The organism is Actinomyces oris (genome assembly GCF_001937445.1).
GTDB classification, from domain to species: Bacteria; Actinomycetota; Actinomycetes; order Actinomycetales; family Actinomycetaceae; genus Actinomyces; species Actinomyces acetigenes.
This window is the reverse complement of sequence record NZ_MSKS01000006.1, coordinates 104,840-121,716: the sequence shown is the minus strand read 5'-3', so window position 1 is coordinate 121,716 and position 16,877 is coordinate 104,840. Positions and strand designations below refer to the sequence as shown.

16 protein-coding genes and 1 tRNA gene are annotated in these 16,877 nt (G+C 68.1%); 5 read left to right on the top strand and 12 right to left on the bottom strand.

Annotated features, from left to right (window positions below; translation table 11 throughout):
• Positions 1 to 63 precede the first annotated feature (63 nt).
• The 5 genes from BKH20_RS01945 to BKH20_RS01925 all read left to right on the top strand — a co-directional run bounded on the left by BKH20_RS01945 (position 64) and on the right by BKH20_RS01925 (position 4,210).
• A complete protein-coding gene (locus BKH20_RS01945; RefSeq protein WP_075389711.1) occupies positions 64 to 1,125 on the top strand; it encodes an HNH endonuclease family protein in 1,062 nt (353 codons plus the stop codon).
• Between the two features lie 22 nt (positions 1,126 to 1,147).
• Positions 1,148 to 1,585 carry an RNA-binding S4 domain-containing protein gene (locus BKH20_RS01940; RefSeq protein WP_075389710.1) on the top strand — a complete coding sequence of 146 codons (438 nt, stop codon included), beginning with the start codon at positions 1,148 to 1,150 and terminating at the stop codon, positions 1,583 to 1,585.
• A gap of 100 nt (positions 1,586 to 1,685) precedes the next feature.
• Positions 1,686 to 1,762: transfer RNA gene (locus BKH20_RS01935), tRNA-Pro, on the top strand.
• A 472-nt stretch (positions 1,763 to 2,234) separates the two neighbouring features.
• Positions 2,235 to 3,197: a CAP domain-containing protein gene (locus BKH20_RS01930; RefSeq protein WP_075389709.1), complete on the top strand. Its 963-nt coding sequence runs from the start codon at positions 2,235 to 2,237 to the stop codon at positions 3,195 to 3,197.
• Positions 3,198 to 3,340: 143 nt separating this feature from the next.
• The gene (locus BKH20_RS01925) at positions 3,341 to 4,210 is read left to right on the top strand and encodes an HAD family hydrolase (protein WP_075389708.1); all 870 of its coding nucleotides are present in this window, start codon (positions 3,341 to 3,343) and stop codon (positions 4,208 to 4,210) included.
• Positions 4,211 to 4,271: 61 nt separating this feature from the next.
• On the opposite strand, the gene BKH20_RS01920 is transcribed toward BKH20_RS01925, so the two are convergent.
• From BKH20_RS01920 to tpiA, 12 genes are all read right to left on the bottom strand, one after another.
• Complete coding sequence (locus tag BKH20_RS01920) at positions 4,272 to 4,568, bottom strand: rhodanese-like domain-containing protein (RefSeq protein ID WP_075389707.1); 297 nt, start codon at positions 4,566 to 4,568, stop codon at positions 4,272 to 4,274.
• Between the two features lie 63 nt (positions 4,569 to 4,631).
• On the bottom strand, positions 4,632 to 6,287 hold the full coding sequence (gene pgi, locus BKH20_RS01915) for a glucose-6-phosphate isomerase (RefSeq protein WP_070658951.1): 1,656 nt from the start codon (positions 6,285 to 6,287) through the stop codon (positions 4,632 to 4,634).
• Positions 6,288 to 6,512: 225 nt separating this feature from the next.
• Positions 6,513 to 7,691 carry a low temperature requirement protein A gene (locus tag BKH20_RS01905; RefSeq protein WP_256692979.1) on the bottom strand — a complete coding sequence of 393 codons (1,179 nt, stop codon included), beginning with the start codon at positions 7,689 to 7,691 and terminating at the stop codon, positions 6,513 to 6,515.
• Between the two features lie 66 nt (positions 7,692 to 7,757).
• Positions 7,758 to 9,917, bottom strand: coding sequence for a bifunctional cytidylate kinase/GTPase Der (der, locus tag BKH20_RS01900; protein ID WP_075389755.1), 2,160 nt, complete (start codon positions 9,915 to 9,917; stop codon positions 7,758 to 7,760).
• A 129-nt stretch (positions 9,918 to 10,046) separates the two neighbouring features.
• Positions 10,047 to 11,207 (bottom strand): prephenate dehydrogenase, encoded by a 1,161-nt coding sequence (locus BKH20_RS01895; RefSeq protein ID WP_075389704.1) that lies wholly within the window; start codon positions 11,205 to 11,207, stop codon positions 10,047 to 10,049.
• Positions 11,204 to 12,178, bottom strand: a complete 975-nt coding sequence (locus BKH20_RS01890) for a pseudouridine synthase (RefSeq protein WP_075389703.1) — start codon at positions 12,176 to 12,178, stop codon at positions 11,204 to 11,206. The genes BKH20_RS01895 and BKH20_RS01890 overlap by 4 nt, the downstream gene beginning before the upstream one ends.
• A complete protein-coding gene (gene scpB / locus BKH20_RS01885) occupies positions 12,175 to 12,774 on the bottom strand; it encodes an SMC-Scp complex subunit ScpB (protein WP_070658947.1) in 600 nt (199 codons plus the stop codon). Before scpB ends, BKH20_RS01890 begins: the two co-directional genes overlap by 4 nt.
• Positions 12,771 to 13,592: a segregation and condensation protein A gene (locus BKH20_RS01880; protein WP_075389702.1), complete on the bottom strand. Its 822-nt coding sequence runs from the start codon at positions 13,590 to 13,592 to the stop codon at positions 12,771 to 12,773. Before BKH20_RS01880 ends, scpB begins: the two co-directional genes overlap by 4 nt.
• The gene (locus BKH20_RS01875; RefSeq protein ID WP_009406376.1) at positions 13,582 to 14,454 is read right to left on the bottom strand and encodes a ParA family protein; all 873 of its coding nucleotides are present in this window, start codon (positions 14,452 to 14,454) and stop codon (positions 13,582 to 13,584) included. The genes BKH20_RS01880 and BKH20_RS01875 overlap by 11 nt, the downstream gene beginning before the upstream one ends.
• A 151-nt stretch (positions 14,455 to 14,605) precedes the next feature.
• The gene (locus BKH20_RS01870) at positions 14,606 to 15,529 is read right to left on the bottom strand and encodes a site-specific tyrosine recombinase XerD (protein WP_075389701.1); all 924 of its coding nucleotides are present in this window, start codon (positions 15,527 to 15,529) and stop codon (positions 14,606 to 14,608) included.
• Between the two features lie 90 nt (positions 15,530 to 15,619).
• Positions 15,620 to 15,862 (bottom strand): preprotein translocase subunit SecG, encoded by a 243-nt coding sequence (gene secG, locus BKH20_RS01865; RefSeq protein ID WP_070658944.1) that lies wholly within the window; start codon positions 15,860 to 15,862, stop codon positions 15,620 to 15,622.
• Between the two features lie 231 nt (positions 15,863 to 16,093).
• Positions 16,094 to 16,873: a triose-phosphate isomerase gene (gene tpiA, locus BKH20_RS01860; RefSeq protein ID WP_075389700.1), complete on the bottom strand. Its 780-nt coding sequence runs from the start codon at positions 16,871 to 16,873 to the stop codon at positions 16,094 to 16,096.
• Positions 16,874 to 16,877 lie beyond the last annotated feature (4 nt).

The following is a 16,877-nucleotide window of genomic DNA, read 5'->3' as shown; positions in this document are numbered from 1 at the left end:
CTGGCGCGCTGCGGGTGACGAGCCCACGATTTTCGTGTCGGCGGGTCAGGCTACCGTAGCCCTATGAACGCTTCCGGCCGGCTCCTGGCGCGCCTCACGGTGCTCGGTGCGCTCAGTGCGTCGGGGATGGCAGCCGCCACTCCCGTCCATGCCGATAACGCCTCGCCGGTGCCCGTCCAGAACTCCGCGACCACTGAGCTCGCCGCTCTCCACGAGGCACCCTGGGACCGTAGAGGAGACTTCATCCTGTCCCCGAAGGCCTCTCTCGAGGCGCTTTCGGAGCTGCCCGAGGACGCTCCGGCCGCCCACTCCTGGGCAGAGGGAGGTTCCCGCACCGGCTGGTTCGGTGAGGCGTGGACCGACGTCGACGGCGACGGTTGTGACACTCGTAACGAGATCCTGGCCCGGGACCTGACGGACGCCGACTTCTCGCGTGCCGACGGCGTTCAGTCCCGTGAGGAGGGACGTGGCCAGGGTGCGGGTGTGTGTCCGGACGCCACCGTCTGGGCGGGTGTCCTTCAGGATCCGTACACCGGGAATAGGATCACCTTCACGCGTGGTCAGGGGACCTCGGAAGCCGTCCAGATCGACCATGTGGTACCGCTGAACTACCTCTACGCCCACGGAGCCTGGCAGTGGGATGAGCGCACCCGACTGCTGGCAGCCAACGACCCGCTGAATCTCGTCGCTGTTAAAGGCGAGGCCAACCAGGCCAAGGGCGCCTGCGGCCCGGCGAGCTGTCCCGTTGGTTCCACCGAGACCGGCAGCTGGCGACCGACCGGCCCGGGGGGCTGGTGGCCGGAGAACACCTCCTACCGCTGCACTTACGCGCGTCGATTCGTCTCAGTGGCAGCCGCCTACCGGCTCGGCCTGCCCCAGGCCGACAGGGAGGCGCTGCGCTCCGCCTTGAACAGCTGCCTCGCCGGTGGGAACGAGACCGCGTCGCTCCCTGAACGAGCCGCTCGTACCGCGAAGGAGGTCGGCTCCGTTATGTGGCGCAGTCCCGGGTACGCCGCGCTGGCGGCCGTCGGCGCCCTGGTTCTGGGATGGGGACTCATGGTTCGGGGGCAGCGCCGCGGGCGCGCAGCCTCACGGCGCCGAAGCCGTTCCATGCCCCGCCGCTGAGCCACTTGCTTAGGATGCCACCATGGCAGCTCACCCTCGTTCCGCACCCAGTGGCAACAGCACCCCTGGTGCCCCGGCATCGGCCCGTATCGACGTCTGGCTGTGGAGCGTGCGACAGATCAAGTCCCGCTCGGCGGCGACGAGCGCCTGCAAGGCGGGGCATGTGCGTATCAACGGAGAGACCGCCAAGCCCGCCCAGCACGTCTCGGTGGGAGATGAGGTCCGCTACCGCGTCGACGGGTTCGACCGGCTGCTGACCGTCACTCGGATCCTCACCAAGCGAGTGGGTGCTCCTATCGCCCGCACCGCGTACATCGACTCCTCTCCCCCTCGCCCGTCGCCTCTGGATGCGCCGGCCGCCATCATCCGAGATCGCGGGGCAGGACGGCCCACGAAGAAGGAACGCCGTCAGCTCGACGCCCTCATGGGAGGCGGGCGCCATCAGGACGACCGCGCCTGACATGTCGGGGTGAGCGGCCTCACCGCCAGCAGATTTCTGAAGGAGCCGTTCCATGAGTTAAGGTTCTGCTCGTTGCAAGCGGCCCGGTGCCGCGAGTCAACGGGCTGTGGCGCAGTTTGGTAGCGCACTTGACTGGGGGTCAAGGGGTCGTGGGTTCAAATCCCGCCAGCCCGACCAGCATGAGAATCCGCACTCTTTCACAAGAGTGCGGATTTCTTTTTGAAAGAACTTCGGCGGTAGATCCTCGCATTATTCTGATACCACCCTCATCAACATGAGTCACATTTGCATCCCATATAACAACCATTGAGTCTATTTTAGTTTCCAGCCTCTGCTGCAATTCACCAACACTTAATCACGATCCAGTAAACGCTGTGATGACGCCGCTTCCCCGGCGACCCCAACACCCACACCCACCTTTCATCAGTGTCTCAAGACGAAAGGACTACCCCTCACGGTCCGCCACGCGATTCGGTCATGTGACGAATTCGGTCAGGAAAGTCACAACCGAATAACATGCATGGCCGGCGCGACTGTGGTTGAGTGAACACCGACATCAAGGGTGTCTCACAGCATCCCGCGCATCGGCTCATAGCCGGTTGTGCAGATCAGACTGTGTTCTCACATTCCCGATCAGAGAGAACGACACATGAACATCAAGCGCGTCATCGCCGCAGCTGCGCTCACCGTCGTGCCGCTGACCGCCTCCTCGGCCGCACTGGCCGCTCCGGCCGCCCCTGAGGGCGCACCGGCAGCCGCCGCTGCGGTTCCCGCACAGGTGACCTCGGAGGGGGCCCAGTACGCCGACACCGTCCTGAACAAGGTCAACGAGCTGCGCAGCAGCAAGGGCCTTCAGCCCGTGACCCGGTACCAGGAGCTCGACGCCGTCGCACAGGACTGGTCCGAGCAGCAGGCCGCCGCCAACAGCATGAGCCACCGCCCCGACTTCACGTCGGCCTACCCTAGTGGCTGGACCACCGGCTCTGAGAACGTGGCCTGGCGTACCGCGGGTGGCGACACCGGCGCGCTGATCTTCGAGCAGTGGCGCACTTCCGCTGGCCACTACAAGAACATGACGGACCCGAACGTCAACTCCATCGGCATCGGATTCGCCCAGACCTCGGACGGCAAGTGGTACGCCACCCAGAACTTCGCCGCCTACAACGTCAGCAACTCGACGCTGACCCCGTCGACCACGACGACCACCAACACCACGACGACCAACACCACGACGACGAAGAGCAACACCCCGCCGTCGACGACCAACACCCCGCCGACGGGCAGCACCGTCCCCTCTCCGACGCCGACCCCGGAGACCACTCCGTCGACGCCGTCCACCTCGACGACTCCTCCGGCTCCGGTTGCTACCCCGACCGTGGAGACCACCACCCCTGCGGCCACGCCGACGCCGTCCGCTCCGGCCACCACGGTGACCACTGAGACCGGCACCCCGGCCAAGCCGTCCGCAACTCCTGTCGTTACGGCTTCTCGCACCACCCCGACGAAGCCCGCGCTGGCCACCACCGGTCCGAGCATCGCCGTCGCCGTCGCCGCCGCCGGCCTGCTCGGCTCCGGCGCTGTCCTCGTCATGCGTCGCCGTCAGGCCAGCTGACTGAGCTGAAGGCTCCCAGAGCGTGAGCCGCTCCTCTCACGGGCGCCTGCTTGTCCACTGATCGGTGTGGACCAGCAGGCGCCCGTCTTCGTGCTCCTCGCGCCGTGGTGACGTGGAGGCGTCATCCTTGAGAGGATGACGCCGTGAAGCATCTTCCCCTTGAGCCCGAGCTCCTTGCAGCGTTGCCGGCGCAGATCGATCTCCGTCTTGTTGTCACCGACATGGACGGAACTCTCCTTGATGGCCAAGGGTGCGTTCCCGCCGGGCTGATGGATGCGGTGGCGGAGATGCGAGACGCCGGCATCGTCTTCGCCCCCGCCTCGGGCAGACAGCTGGCCAACCTGCGTGCGGTCCTGGGCCCCGCCGTTGAGGACTCACCACTGATCGCCGAGAACGGTTCCTTCGTCGTCCACGCAGGTGAGGAGGTCCATTCCGACACCATCAGCGCCCAGGCCGCCGAGGCCGCCATTGTCACGACCCGTCACCTGGTCGCCTCCGGGTACGACGTCGGCGCGGTTGTTGCCTGCAAGTACTGCGCCTACATCGAGCGCTCCGATGCGGCCTTCCTGGAACAGGCCAAGTTGTACTACGAGGCACTGGAGATCGTCGAGGACCTCACTGCCATTCCTCTGGATGAGGCGCTCAAGGTCGCGGTCTTCGACTTCGACGATGTTGAGAACGGAAGCTCCCAGGCGCTGACCGCGGCGGTTCCCCACGTGCAGACCGTCGTCTCCGGGCTGCACTGGACGGACATGATGTCGGCTCAGGTCTCGAAGGGGCGGGCCTTGGCGGCGCTTCAGGCCAGGCTCGGGGTCCTCCCGGAACAGACTGCCGTCTTCGGGGACTACCTCAACGACCTGGATCTCTACAACCACGCGGACCTGGGCTTCGCCATGCGCAACGCCCACCCCGGCATCCATGCCGCAGCGGCGTACACGGCGCCCGCCAACACCGAGGACGGCGTCCTGCGTACAGTCGAGGAGCTGCTCAGGCGCTCACAGAGACAGGGCTGAGGCACGCGGGACGGCCCCGAACCGGTCAGTCCGCGGCCGTCCCGAGAAGTCGCCCGCCGGTTTACTGGCCCAGCCACGCCTTCATGCCGCCGCTGACGTTGACCAGCTCACCGGTGTAGCCGGCAGCAGTCAGAGCCTTGACCGCCTTGACGGAACGCACTCCGCCGGCGCAGATGACCGCGGTGGGGCGGGCCGCATCGAGCTCTCCCATCCGGTCGACCACCTCACCCAGCGGGATGTTGACCGAGCCGGGGATCGCCGCGCGCTCGACCTCGTCGGGCTCACGCACGTCAAGGACTACCAGGTCCTCCCTGGCCTCGAGCCGGCGACGCAGCTCATCGACGCCCACTTCCTTCATCACGTCCTCCTCGATGGGTTATCAGTCGCTGACACAACAGAGCATCCGGCTGGTCTGGTCGGGCTAGTGACGCAGGCTGCGGTAGCGGGTGATGAGACCGCGGGTGGAGGCGTCCTGCCCTGCGAGGGCCTCCTCGTCGCCCTGGACGGCGGGGGCGATCTCAAGGGCCAGCTTCTTGCCCAGCTCGACCCCCCACTGGTCGAAGGAGTCGATACCCCACACGATGCCCTGGGTGAAGGTGATGTGCTCGTAGAGGGCGATGAGCTCTCCGACGACCGCGGGCGTCAGCGCCGGGGCGAGGATCGAGGTGGTCGGCTTGTTGCCGGCGAAGACGCGGGCCGGGACGATCTCCTCGGCGGTGCCTTCGGCACGCACCTCGTCGGCGGTCTTGCCGAAGGCGAGCGCCGCGGTCTGTGCCAGGTAGTTGGACAGGAACAGCTCGTGGACGTCCACTCCCCCGTCCTTGGTGGGGTGAGCGGGATTGGCCACGGCGATGAAGTCCGCGGGGATGAGCTGGGTGCCCTGGTGGATGAGCTGGTAGAAGGCGTGCTGGCCGTTGGTGCCCGGCTCGCCCCAGAAGACCTCACCGGTCTCCGTGGTCACGGGGCTGCCGTCCCAGCGCACGGACTTGCCGTTGGACTCCATGGTGAGCTGCTGGAGGTAGGCGGGGAAACGGTGCAGGTACTGGGCGTAGGGCAGGATAGCGTGGGAGCCGGCCTTGAAGAAGTTGACGTACCAGACGTTGAGCAGGCCCATGAGCATGGGGACGTTCTCAGCCGGAGCCTTGGTGGCGAAGTGCTCGTCAACGGTGTGGAAGCCGGAGAGGAAGTCGGCGAAGTTCTCCGGGCCGATGGCCACGGCCAGGATCGTACCGACGGCGGAGTCCACCGAGTAGCGTCCGCCCACCCAGTTCCAGAACCCGAAGGCGTTGGCCGGGTCGATGCCGAACTCGGCGACCTTGTCCAGGGCGGTGGACACGGCCACGAAGTGCCTGGCGATGGCGCCGTCGGTCTCAATGCCCTTGGCCTGGAGGGCGGCCAGGAACCAGTCGCGGGCCATGCGGGCGTTGGTGAGGGTCTCCAGAGTGGTGAAGGTCTTGGAGGCGATGATGAACAGGGTCGTCTCCGGGTCGAGGTCCGCGACCTTCTCGGCGCAGTCGGTGGGGTCGATGTTGGAGATGAAGCGGCACTCAAGGCCCTTCTGCACATAGGGCTTGAGGGCCTCGTAGACCATGACGGGGCCGAGGTCGGAGCCTCCGATGCCGATGTTGACCACTGTCTTGATGGGCTTGCCAGTGATGCCGGTCCACTCCCCCGAGCGCACGCGACGGGCGAAGGCGTAGATCTTCTCCAGGACCTCGTGGACGTCGGCGACGACGTCCTGGCCGTCCACGGTCAGGGAGTCGGTGGCCGGGCGGCGCAGAGCCGTATGGAGGACGGCCCGGTCCTCGGTGATGTTGATGTGCTCGCCGGCGTACATGGCGTCGCGGCGGCCCGGGACGTCGACCTGCTCGGCGAGCTCGACCAGGGCGTCGCGGACGTCGTCGGTCAGCAGGTTCTTGGACAGGTCGACGTAGAGGTCTCCCAGCTCGTAGGAGAAGCGCTTGGCGCGCTCGGGGTCGTCGGCGAACCAGGCGCGCAGGTCTGGGGTCATGGTGTCGTGGAGCTCGGTGAGGCGCTTCCAGGCGGGCGTGGTGGTGGGATCAACCGGATTCAGCATGGCTACAGTCTATGGGTGTTGCGGCTGCGCGCCACTGTCCGGCGCGGCTCTTCTGGAACCGATTGTCGCCTTCGTTTCCCGGAACCGGTTCGTCTCCATCAGCGTTCCCGTCGGCGTGCGATGGGCGGTCATGCCCCGGGTCGAGGACCCGTTTGAGGAGGAGAGCAGCGCTGTTGACGCGTGGGCCAAGGAACAGGCGTGCGGACAGGAGTGGAACGGCCGGTGCTAGGCCTGGGCCGCACGCTCAGCGAGTTCATCGAGATCGGGAACGCCCGCAGCGGCCGGAGCCAGTGTCTCCCAGAGGCACTCTGCCACGGTGATGAGGGAGAGGAGACTGACCAGGAGCATCCCACTCATGTGACGGCCTGCAGGGATGAGAGCAAGGCACAGAGCACAGGCCACGACACGGGATCGATAGATCCTATGTGCGTTGCGCAGCCTGATGACGGCGAACATGGCGAGGAAGACGATGACGCCGCTGCACAGGAGCGCCGATGTCTCCATCGGGACGTGGTCACGTGGCTCCTCCATCACGTGGTGGAGGCCTGCGGCCAGAGCGATCAGTCCGGCCACCAGTGCGAGATGACCGTAGGCGAGGAGGCTGCGCACGGCACGGAAGGGAACGCGTGCCCGGTTGATGTAGTGCTCCATGAGACCAAGGCTGTGATGGAAGTAGGCCCACCACAGCCCGCCCACGATGATGAAGGCGGCGACGAGACCGCCCAGGTCGGCCCAGGTCAGATGCTCGAGCTCAGTCTGAGGAGTCGCGATCGACACGATGGTCTCGCCAAGAGCCACAATGATGAGGAGGCTGAAGCGCTCCACGACGTTGCCGACGTCGTAGCGCTGGGTGCTCATGGCCCGGCTGTGCCGCAGGGGGCCGGTGATCTCCCACAGCGCCGCCAGGGCCCACAGTGCCAGTTGGCCGTTGCCGCCCATGATGGCTCCGCCGAGCAGAAGGGGCCCCTGGATGAGGCTGGAGACCAGGTCCATGCGGAAGGCGTTGGAGTTCTCGTGGCGCGCCAGGCGGAAGGTGATGACCAGGCGCGAGAGCCAGCACGACGTCGCGAATATCAGTGCCCGTTCCTCGAAGGCGCGAGGCACGACGACCGCGCTGACCATGACGATCACCATGAGGGTCATGATGGTGAGGCGGTGGCGATTCGTCGACGCGTCGCGCAGGCTGGACTGGATCGTCACCAGCAGCCACTGCCAGTAGATGAGGGCCAGCAGGACTCCAGCGTGTGCCAGCCCTCTCCACCCGGATTCCTCCCGGATGACACCATTGAGCTCGGTGATGAGGAAGACGTAAACCAGGTCGAAGAAGAGCATCACCGGGTCCACAGCCCGGTGTGGCAGCAGCGATCCGATCCCTTGACGCTCGGCGGGTCTTAGTGCAGTCACGATTCTCCTCACGTACTCGGTACGTGGTTAGACACTGGTCACTCCGTTGTCGCTCGAAAAGACCCCTCAGCGCCGCTGGCGCTTCTCGCGCACGCGCACTCCGATCTGGATGGGGGTGCCGGTGAAGCCGAACTCCTCGCGCAGGCGGCGCTCGATGAAGCGCCGGTAGCCGGCGTCAAGGAAACCGGTGGTGAAGATGACGATCCGGGGCGGGGCCACCTGGACCTGGGTGGCGAAGAGGATGCGGGGCTGCTTGCCGCCGCGCACCGGGTGCGGGGTGGCCGACTGCAGCTGGCCCAGGAAGCCGTTGAGCCTGCCCGTGGGGACGCGCGTGGTCCAGCCCTCCAGGGCGGCGTCGAGGGCGCGCACGAGCCGGTTGGTGTGCCAGCCGGTCCGGGCGGCCAGGTTGATGTGGGGGGCCCAGGAGACGTGGGCCAGGTCGTGCTCGACCTCCCACAGCAGCATCTTCTGACGCTCCTCGTCCACCAGGTCCCACTTGTTGTTGACCAGGACCAGGGCGCGGCCGGCATCGACGGCCTGCTGGATGACGCGCACGTCCTGCTCACTGATCGGCTCGGAGGCATCCAGGAGGACGACGGCGACCTCGGCCTTGTCGATGGCGCCCTGCGTGCGCAGCACCGCGTAGTAGTCGGCGCCCCGTGACTGCTTGACGCGCCTGCGGATCCCTGCGGTGTCAACGAAGACCCACTGACGCCCGTCCAGCTCGATGATCTCGTCGACCGGGTCACGGGTCGTGCCCGCGGTCTCATTGACGACGACGCGCTCCCTGCCCGCGATGGAGTTCAGCAACGAGGACTTGCCGACGTTGGGACGCCCCACGAGGGCGATCCGGTGCAGGTCCCCCTCCGGCGCAGCAGCAGCCACTGCGGAGACCTCCGGGAGGACCTCCATGACGGCGTCGAGGACCTCGCCGCTGCCCCGGCCGTGCAGGGCCGAGACCGGGAAGGGCTCTCCCAGCCCCAGGTTCCACAGGGTGGCGGCGTCCCCCTCCTGGGCCGGGGAGTCGACCTTGTTGGCAGCCAGGACCACCGGCTTGCCGCTGCGGCGCAGCATCCGCACCACGCGGGCATCGGTCTCGGTGATGCCGACCTGGGCGTCGACGACCAGCAGGACGGCGTCGGCCATCTCCACGGCGACCTCGGCCTGGGTGGCCACGGCGGCGTCGAGGCCGGCCACGTCCACCTCCCAGCCTCCGGTGTCGACGATGGTGAAGCGGCGCCCGGCCCACTCCGCGGGGTAGGAGACCCGGTCGCGGGTGACACCGGGGGTGTCTTGGACGACGGCCTCGCGGCGGCCCAGGACCCGGTTGACCAGAGTCGACTTGCCCACGTTGGGCCGGCCGACGACGGCCAGGACCGGCAGCCCGGGCTCGATGCTGTCGCCGGTGGGCAGGCCCCCGTCGGCCTCCAGGAGGGCGAGGTCCTCCTCATCGAGCTCGTAGTCGGCCAGGCCCGCACGCATGGCCTGGGCCCGCAGGTCCTCCTGGGCGTCCCGCTTGGCGGCGGCGTCTGCGGCCTCCTCCACCAGATCCAGGACCCGTTCAACGGACTGCTCCAGGGTCAGCTCGGAGGTGTCCACCAGGGTGACGCCCTCGGGTGCGGTGAGGAACTGGGAGACCGTGGCGTCGTCGCGGTCGCGGCGCACCACCTGGTCGCGCAGGGCGGCGGCGTCGACCTGCTTGCCGGCGGCCTCCAGGTCCCCGGCGCGGCGGGACAGGCGGGCCTCTTCGGAGGCGGTCACCAGCAGGCGGGCGTCGGCGTCGGGCGCGATAACGGTGGTGATGTCACGTCCCTCGGCCACGATGCCGGCACCGCCGGAGAAGGACCCGGTGTGCCCGGTCGCCTCGAAGCGGATGATCTCGCGCTGGCGGCGCGCCAGCTCGGCGCGCACCTCGAGGTTGGTGGCGACCTTCGAGACGACGGTGGCGATGTGCGGGTCACGGATCGCAGTCGATACGTCTGTGCCGTCCACGGTGAAGGTGGGGTGCTCGGGATCCAGGCCTATGTGCAGGGGCATCGCGGCGACGGCCTCGGCGACGGCGGCCCCGTCGTCCAGGTCGATCCCCTCGTGCTCGCACCACCAGGCGGCGGCCCGGTACATGGCACCGGTGTCCAGGTAGGCCAGTCCCAGCTCGGCGGCGACGCGCCGCGAGACGGTGGACTTGCCCGATCCGCTTGGTCCGTCGATCGCAACGACGATTCCCATGGTGCCCTCCATCAGGGTCCGATTGACGGTCATGAACTGGGCCAAGCGTCCCACACTTCGGCGCGGTACTGCGGATCAGGCCCCCATGAGCACTGACACAGGGACCTTCCACAAACGGGTTAACCGGTTTCAACCCGCGACGACGCGCCAGCCCTGGGCGTCCAGGGCCTCCTCCAGCCGTAGGGCGGCCGCCGGTAGGACGGAGATGAGGGCGATGCCCGCGCTCTGCCCGGCCGAGTGCTCCAGGGAGAAGTCCTCGATGTTGACACCGGCGGCACCGACGTCGGAGAAGAGCCTGCCCAGCTCGCCGGCGGCGTCGGGTACCAGGACCTGGACCTCGGTGTAGCGGCGCGGCGCCCCGCCGTGCTTGCCGGGAATGCGTGCTCGACCGATGTTTCCCCGAGTCATGACGTCGGTGATCGCGCCGACAGCCCCGGGAGCGACCACACGTGCCGCTCCCGGGGCTGTGTGCTCTGGGCGATCCGGATCGCAGACGGCGGCCTCGATCCCCGTGATCAGTGCACCCAGGTCATCACTGATCCGGCGCAGCAGGCCGACCACGGGCCCGGCATTGCCCACGATGATGGCCGACCACAGCCGGGGGTCGGAGGCCGCGATCCGAGTGACGTCACGAAGGCCCTGTCCCGACAGGGCCAGGGCCCCCTCCCCCAGCTCCTCCAGCCGGGCGGCTACGAGTGAGGAGACGAGCTGGGGCACGTGGGAGACGGCGGCGACGGCGGCATCGTGCTCCGCCGCACCCATGCGCACCGGGCTGGCGCCCACATCGACCGCCAGGTTCCTGATGACCAGCTCCGCCTGCGGATCCGAGTCCTGAGCGACAACCACCCAGGGGCGCCCGGCGAAGAGGTCGGAGTCGGCGGCACCGGCGCCCGAACGCTCCCGGCCTGCCATCGGGTGGGAGCCGACGTACCTGCGCGCCTCGGCACCCGCCCGGGACCGGACTTCGTTGACGACGTGTTCCTTGATGGAGGCGACGTCAGTGACCACGGCACTGGGGTGGGCGCTCAGCTGTGCGACGACGACGTCGGCGGTCACGTCGGGCGGCGTGGCCACGACGACGACCTGTGGCTCGGGGCTGTCCTCGCCATGAAGCGCTCCCGCGCCCATGTCTCGGGCCAGGGCCAGGGAGGTGGGCGAGGTGTCGGCGAGCTGGACCTCGACACCCGCCGCCCGCAGCGCCAGGGCGAGCGAGGTGCCCAGCAGCCCCGTACCGACGATGAGCACCGGGCCGCGCGTGGACACTGACGCCCGCGGCTCGGGGGCGCTCACAGCCCGACCTCCTGCTGCAGCGCGGCGATCTCCTCACCGCTGAGGAGGCGGGTCTGGCCGGGGTGCAGGTTGCCCAGCCGCAGCGGTCCGAGTCTGGTGCGCGCCAGGCGCGTCACCGGGTGGCCGACGGCGTCCAGCATGCGTCGTACGATGCGGTTCTTGCCGGAGTGGAGGGTGATCTCGACGATGGAACCGCGTGGCCCGGAGTCCTTGACGGTGACCCGGTCCGCCTTGGCCTCACCGTCCTCCAGCTCGATGCCACGGCGCAGCTTGCGCGGGACCCAGGGTTCGACCTGTCCCTCGACGATGGCGACATAGGTCTTGGCGATCTCGAAGCTGGGGTGCATGAGCCGGTGGGAGAGCTCGCCGTCGTTGGACAGCAGGAGCAGCCCCTCGGTCTCGGTGTCGAGGCGGCCGACGTGCACCAGGCGCAGCGAGTCGGGCAGCTCGGGGTGCTCGGCCAGGTAGTCGCGTCCGTACTGGGCCACGGTCGGTCTGCCCTCGGGGTCCTCCATGGTGGTGACCACCCCGGCCGGCTTGTGGAGCATGAGGGTGATGAGCTCGGGGTTGGTGAGGATTCGGCTGCCGTCGAGGCGGATTTCCTGGGCCAGCGGGTCCACCCTGACGCCCGGTTCGGTGACGGTGATGCCGTCGACGCTGACGCGGCCGTCGGCGATGAGCTGCTCGCAGGCACGGCGCGAGGCGACCCCGGCGTGGGCCAGGACCTTCTGCAGCCGCTGTCCGGAGGCGACGTGCGGGTCGTCCTGACCGCCCTTGGTGGCGCGCTCACGCATCTGAAGCAGACGGGACTCCTCGTTCTCACCGATGGCCTGGGCGTCGAAGGCGGCCAGATCGGCGGCGTCAGCCTGCTCGTCGAGCTCTTCGAGGTCGTCCTCGTCGTAGAACTCCTGCGCCCCGAAGTCGCTGTGGGGCACGGACTCACTTCGGATGTGGCGGTTCCTCAGGGTCATGGGGTCCTCCTACCGGCCATCTCATCGGCCTGTTCGACGATCTCCCCCAGCGCCTCGACGCGGGGGAGGTAGGGAGCCAGGGGTGGCAGCTCGTCCAGGGAGTCGATTCCCAGGTACTCCAGGAAGTCTCCCGTGGTCCGGTACAGGATCGCACCGGAGGTCTCGGCACCGGCCTCCTCGATGAGACCGCGGGCATGGAGGGTGCGCATGACGCCGTCGACATTGACCCCGCGGATCTGGGCGACGCGTCCCCGGGTGACCGGCTGCCGGTAGGCGACGACTGCCAGGGTCTCCAGCGCGGCCTGGCTCAGGCGTGCGGTGGCGCCGCCGATGATGAACTGCTCGACGAGGTCGGCATGCTCGGGCACGGAGGCGAAGCGCCACCCGCCTGCTGCCCGTCGCAGGAGGAATCCGTGAGCACGGCCGCCGGGCACCTCTCCGCGGTACTCGGCGGCCAGCTCCTCGAGCAGCTCCTCGCAGGCGCTCTCGTCAATGCCGAGGGCCTCGGCGATCGCAGAGGTGGTCACCGGTTCGTCGGCAACGATGAGGATGGCCTCAGCAGCACTGCGCAGCTGAGACCCGGCGGCCTCGCTCATGCGAATTCCTCCTCGAGCTCAGTGAGGTTCTCAGAGGTCATCATGCCGGTCAGGTCGTCCTGGCCGCCGCACCAGGTCACGGTGATCTCGCCCATGGCCTCGATCTGCTCCAGCTCGGCGCTGCCCTGCCGGTGGAGAATGAGCAGCGCGAGGAACCGGGCCACCACGACGGCGGCGCGCTCGGCGTCCTCAATGATCTGGGCGAAGGTCAGGGTTCCGTGGCTGCGCAGCCTGCCGGCGATGAGGCTCAGCTGCTGACCGACCGGTACTCGCTCGTGCAGGTGGACGGTCTGGACGCCCGGATCCGTGGGCCGAGTGAAGGCACCCACCGCCATCCGGGTCAGCTCCTCGGGGGTGATGGTGGCCACGAGCCTGGGCAGTAGCGCCGCCAGATGCGGTTCCAGGGTGACGATGCGGGGGTGGCTGCGTGCGGAGGTCTCCGCCCGGTGGCGGAAGGCCGCGGCGGCCTCCTTGAAGGCCCGGTACTGCAGGAGCCGGGCGAAAAGCAGGTCACGGGCTTCGAGCAGCTCGAGGTCGGGCTCCTCCTCGTCCTCGTCGTGAGGCAGAAGGCGATGGGCCTTGAGAGCCAGGAGGGTGGAAGCCACGACGATGAACTCCGATGCGCGCCCCAGGTCCCAGTCCGAGCGCATGTGGGCGATGAAGTCGTCGGTCACCTCGGCCAGCGCCAGCTCGGTAACGTCGAGCCGCTTGCGGGAAATAAGGCTCAGAAGCAGGTCGAAGGGCCCCTCGAACTGGGGCAGCGTGACACTGAATCCGGGCAGCCGGGGCGGCGCCTGCTCCTCCGGCTCAGGCGACATCGCCGCGGGCGATGACCTCACGGGCCAGCCGGCGGTAGGCGTCCGCGCCGGGGTGGGAGGGCGCGTAGCTGGTGATCGGCTCATTGGCCACGGAAGCGTCCGGGAACTTGATCGTGCGCCGGATGCGCGTGTCGAAGAGCTGCTCGCCGAAGGCCTGCTCCAGGCGCTCGAGCACCTCTCGTGAGTGCAGGGTGCGGGAGTCCACCATGGTGGCGAGGATGCCGTCAATCTCCAGGGTGGCGTTGAGACGGTCCTTGACGCGCTCAACGGTCTCGACCAGGAGCGCCACTCCGCGCAGGGCGAAGAACTCGGTCTCCAGCGGGATGATGACGCCGTGGGAGGCGGTCAGGGCGTTGATGGTCAGCAGTCCGAGCGAGGGCTGACAGTCCACAAGGATCACGTCGTACTCGTCGAGAACCGGACGCAGCACCCGCTTGAGGGCCTGCTCGCGGGCAACCTCGTTGACGAGCTGGACCTCAGCTGCAGACAGGTCAATGTTGGCCGGGACGATGTCCAGTCCCTCCACCGTGGTCTCGTGGATGACCGTGCGAATATCCGGACGGCTGGCGACGAGCAGGTCATAGATGGTGGAGTCGAGCTCGTGAGCGTTGATGCCCAGGCCGGCCGAGGCCGCTCCCTGGGGGTCGAAGTCGACGATGAGGACCTTGCGCCCCAGCTCGGCCAGCGCCGCGCCGAGGTTGATCGTCGTCGTGGTCTTTCCGACGCCGCCCTTCTGGTTGCACATGGAGATGACCCGAGCGGGTCCGTGCGACTCCAGCGGCGCGGGAACGGGGAAGTCCTTCTCCTCGCTCTCGTCGGTGCCGGGGTTGTCGATCAGGCCTGGCTGGATGGAGTCATTCACGTCGCCCAGCCTAGTCGAAAGCCGACCGACATCGCCCAGTTCAGACGGGACACGCCAGAGAACAGCCCTGACAGGATCCTGCTTTCAGGCGCGACCGGGTGCGCACTCAGGTTTGGACCGGGAGCACGGCCTGCGGCGATGAGCTCGGTGATCAGGCCAGAGCCCGCGGGTGACTGGTGGCGTAGACCTCCCGCAGGTGGTCGACGGTGACCTTCGTGTAGATCTGGGTGGTGGTGACCGAGGCGTGTCCGAGCATCTCCTGGACGACCCGCACGTCCGCCCCTCCCGCCAGCAGATGCGTGGCGAAGGAGTGGCGCAGGGTGTGGGGGGAGATGCGTCGCTCGTCGGCGCAGTCCGTCCCGATGAGCCCGGCCCGTTCAGCGGCCTGCTGCAGGACGGCCCAGGCGCTCTGCCGACTCAGGGGCCTGCCCAGGGTGTTGAGAAAGACCTGCGGCACTCCCCTGCCCTTCTCAGCCAGGATCGGCCGGCCTCGTACCAGGTAGGCGTCCAGCGCCTCCCAGGCGTAGGTCCCCATGGGGACCACGCGTTCCTTGCGTCCCTTGCCGAACAGCCTCAGCAGCCGGGAGCCGGTGTCGAGATCGTCGACGACGAGCCCCACCGCCTCGGAGATGCGGGCGCCGGTGGCGTAGAGGACCTCCAGCAGCGCCCGGTCGCGCAGGCTCACCGGGGAGTCGTCAACACCTGCGGCCTCCAGGAGGCGGCGGACCTCATCGATCCCTAAGGCCTTGGGCAGGCGCCTTCTGGGCTGGGGCGGGCGCACGGTGGCCGAGGGGTCCTCGGTGGTGGTGCCCTCGGCCAGGAGGAACTTGTGCCAACCGCGCACGGCCGTGACGGTTCTGGATGCCGACGACGACGCCAGTGGGCGGGCCCCGTCGGAGCCGGAGCGCAGGACCTCCAGGAAGCCGGCGACGTCGTTGCGACTGACCTCCTGCGGGGATGAGATGCCTGCGCTTCTCAGATAACGCAGGTAGCGGCCGAGGTCGCGCTCGTATGCGCTCAGGGTGTGGGGGCTCAGCCCTCGCTCAACACGCAGGTGGGCGAGGTAACCGCGCAGCCCCCGGTCCAGGACGTCGCCACGCGGATCGGGGGTGGTATCGACGGTCGGCTCCGTCGTGTGCGCAGTGCTCGTCGGATCCGCCGATGCTCAGCCGAGCTTGGCGACCAGGCCGAGCCCGACGATCGTGATCGTCCAGATGACGGCCACCGTCACCGTGATGCGGTCGAGGTTGCGCTCGGCCACGCCGGAGGACCCGGCCGAGGAGGAGATACCGCCTCCGAACATGTCCGACAGACCGCCGCCCTTGCCCTTGTGCAGGAGGATCGACATGATGAGGAAGAAGCTCGAGAGGACGAGCAGCACCTGAAGGACGATACGCACTACGTTCACGTCACGTTCCCTTCGTTGTTGGTTCAGTCTTGCTGCGGGGGCCTCACGCTCCGGCTGGGTCCGGCGCGACTCCCGACAGGGTCCGCGCCCCCACCTGTCCGCGTGGCAGTCTACCTGCAACGCACAGGGTCCCGGACACCTCGAGGTGTGAGGTGTCCGGGACCCTGTCAGTGAGTGGTGAGACGCTACGGGGAGACGATCACTCGGCTCCTTCGTCGCGGCTCGGGTCGCTCAGGCGTAGAAGCCTGCCATGGCGGCGAAGGAGTCCGCCTTGAGGGAGGCTCCGCCGACGAGTGCGCCGTCGACGTCGGGCTGGGCCATGAGCTCCTTGATGTTGCCGGGCTTGGCGGAGCCGCCGTAGAGGATGCGGGTGGCGTCGGCCGTAGCGTCACCGTAGTCGGCGCGCAGGGCCTCGCGGATCGCTCCGCACACCTCCTGGGCGTCCTCGGCGGTGGCGGTCTCGCCGGTGCCGATGGCCCAGATGGGCTCGTAGGCGATGACGATCTTGGCGACGTCCTCGCCGCTCCATCCCTCCAAGGCGGCGCGGATCTGCCCCAGGACGAAGTCGACGTGGGTGCCGGCCTTGCGGATCTCGAGGGCCTCACCGCAGCACAGGATGGGGGTCATCCCGGCGTCGAGCACCTTGCGGGCCTTGGCGCCCACGAGGGCGTCGGACTCGCCGTGGTACTCGCGACGCTCGGAGTGCCCCATGACCACGTAGCTGACGCCAAGCTTGGTGAGCATCTCGGTGGAGATCTCACCGGTGTAGGCACCGTTGTCGTGGATGGAGACGTCCTGGGCGCCGTACTTGATGTTCAGGGAGTCGGCCTCGACGATGGTCTGAACGGTACGGATGTCCGTGAAGGGCGGGATCACAAGGACCTCGCACTTGGTGTAGTCGTGGTCGTGGTCCTTGAGCTCCATCGCCAGGCCCTGGACGAGGTGATTGGCCTCGAGGTGGTCGAGGTTCATCTTCCAGTTTCCCGCCATGAGCGGGGTGCGGTTACTCATCTGG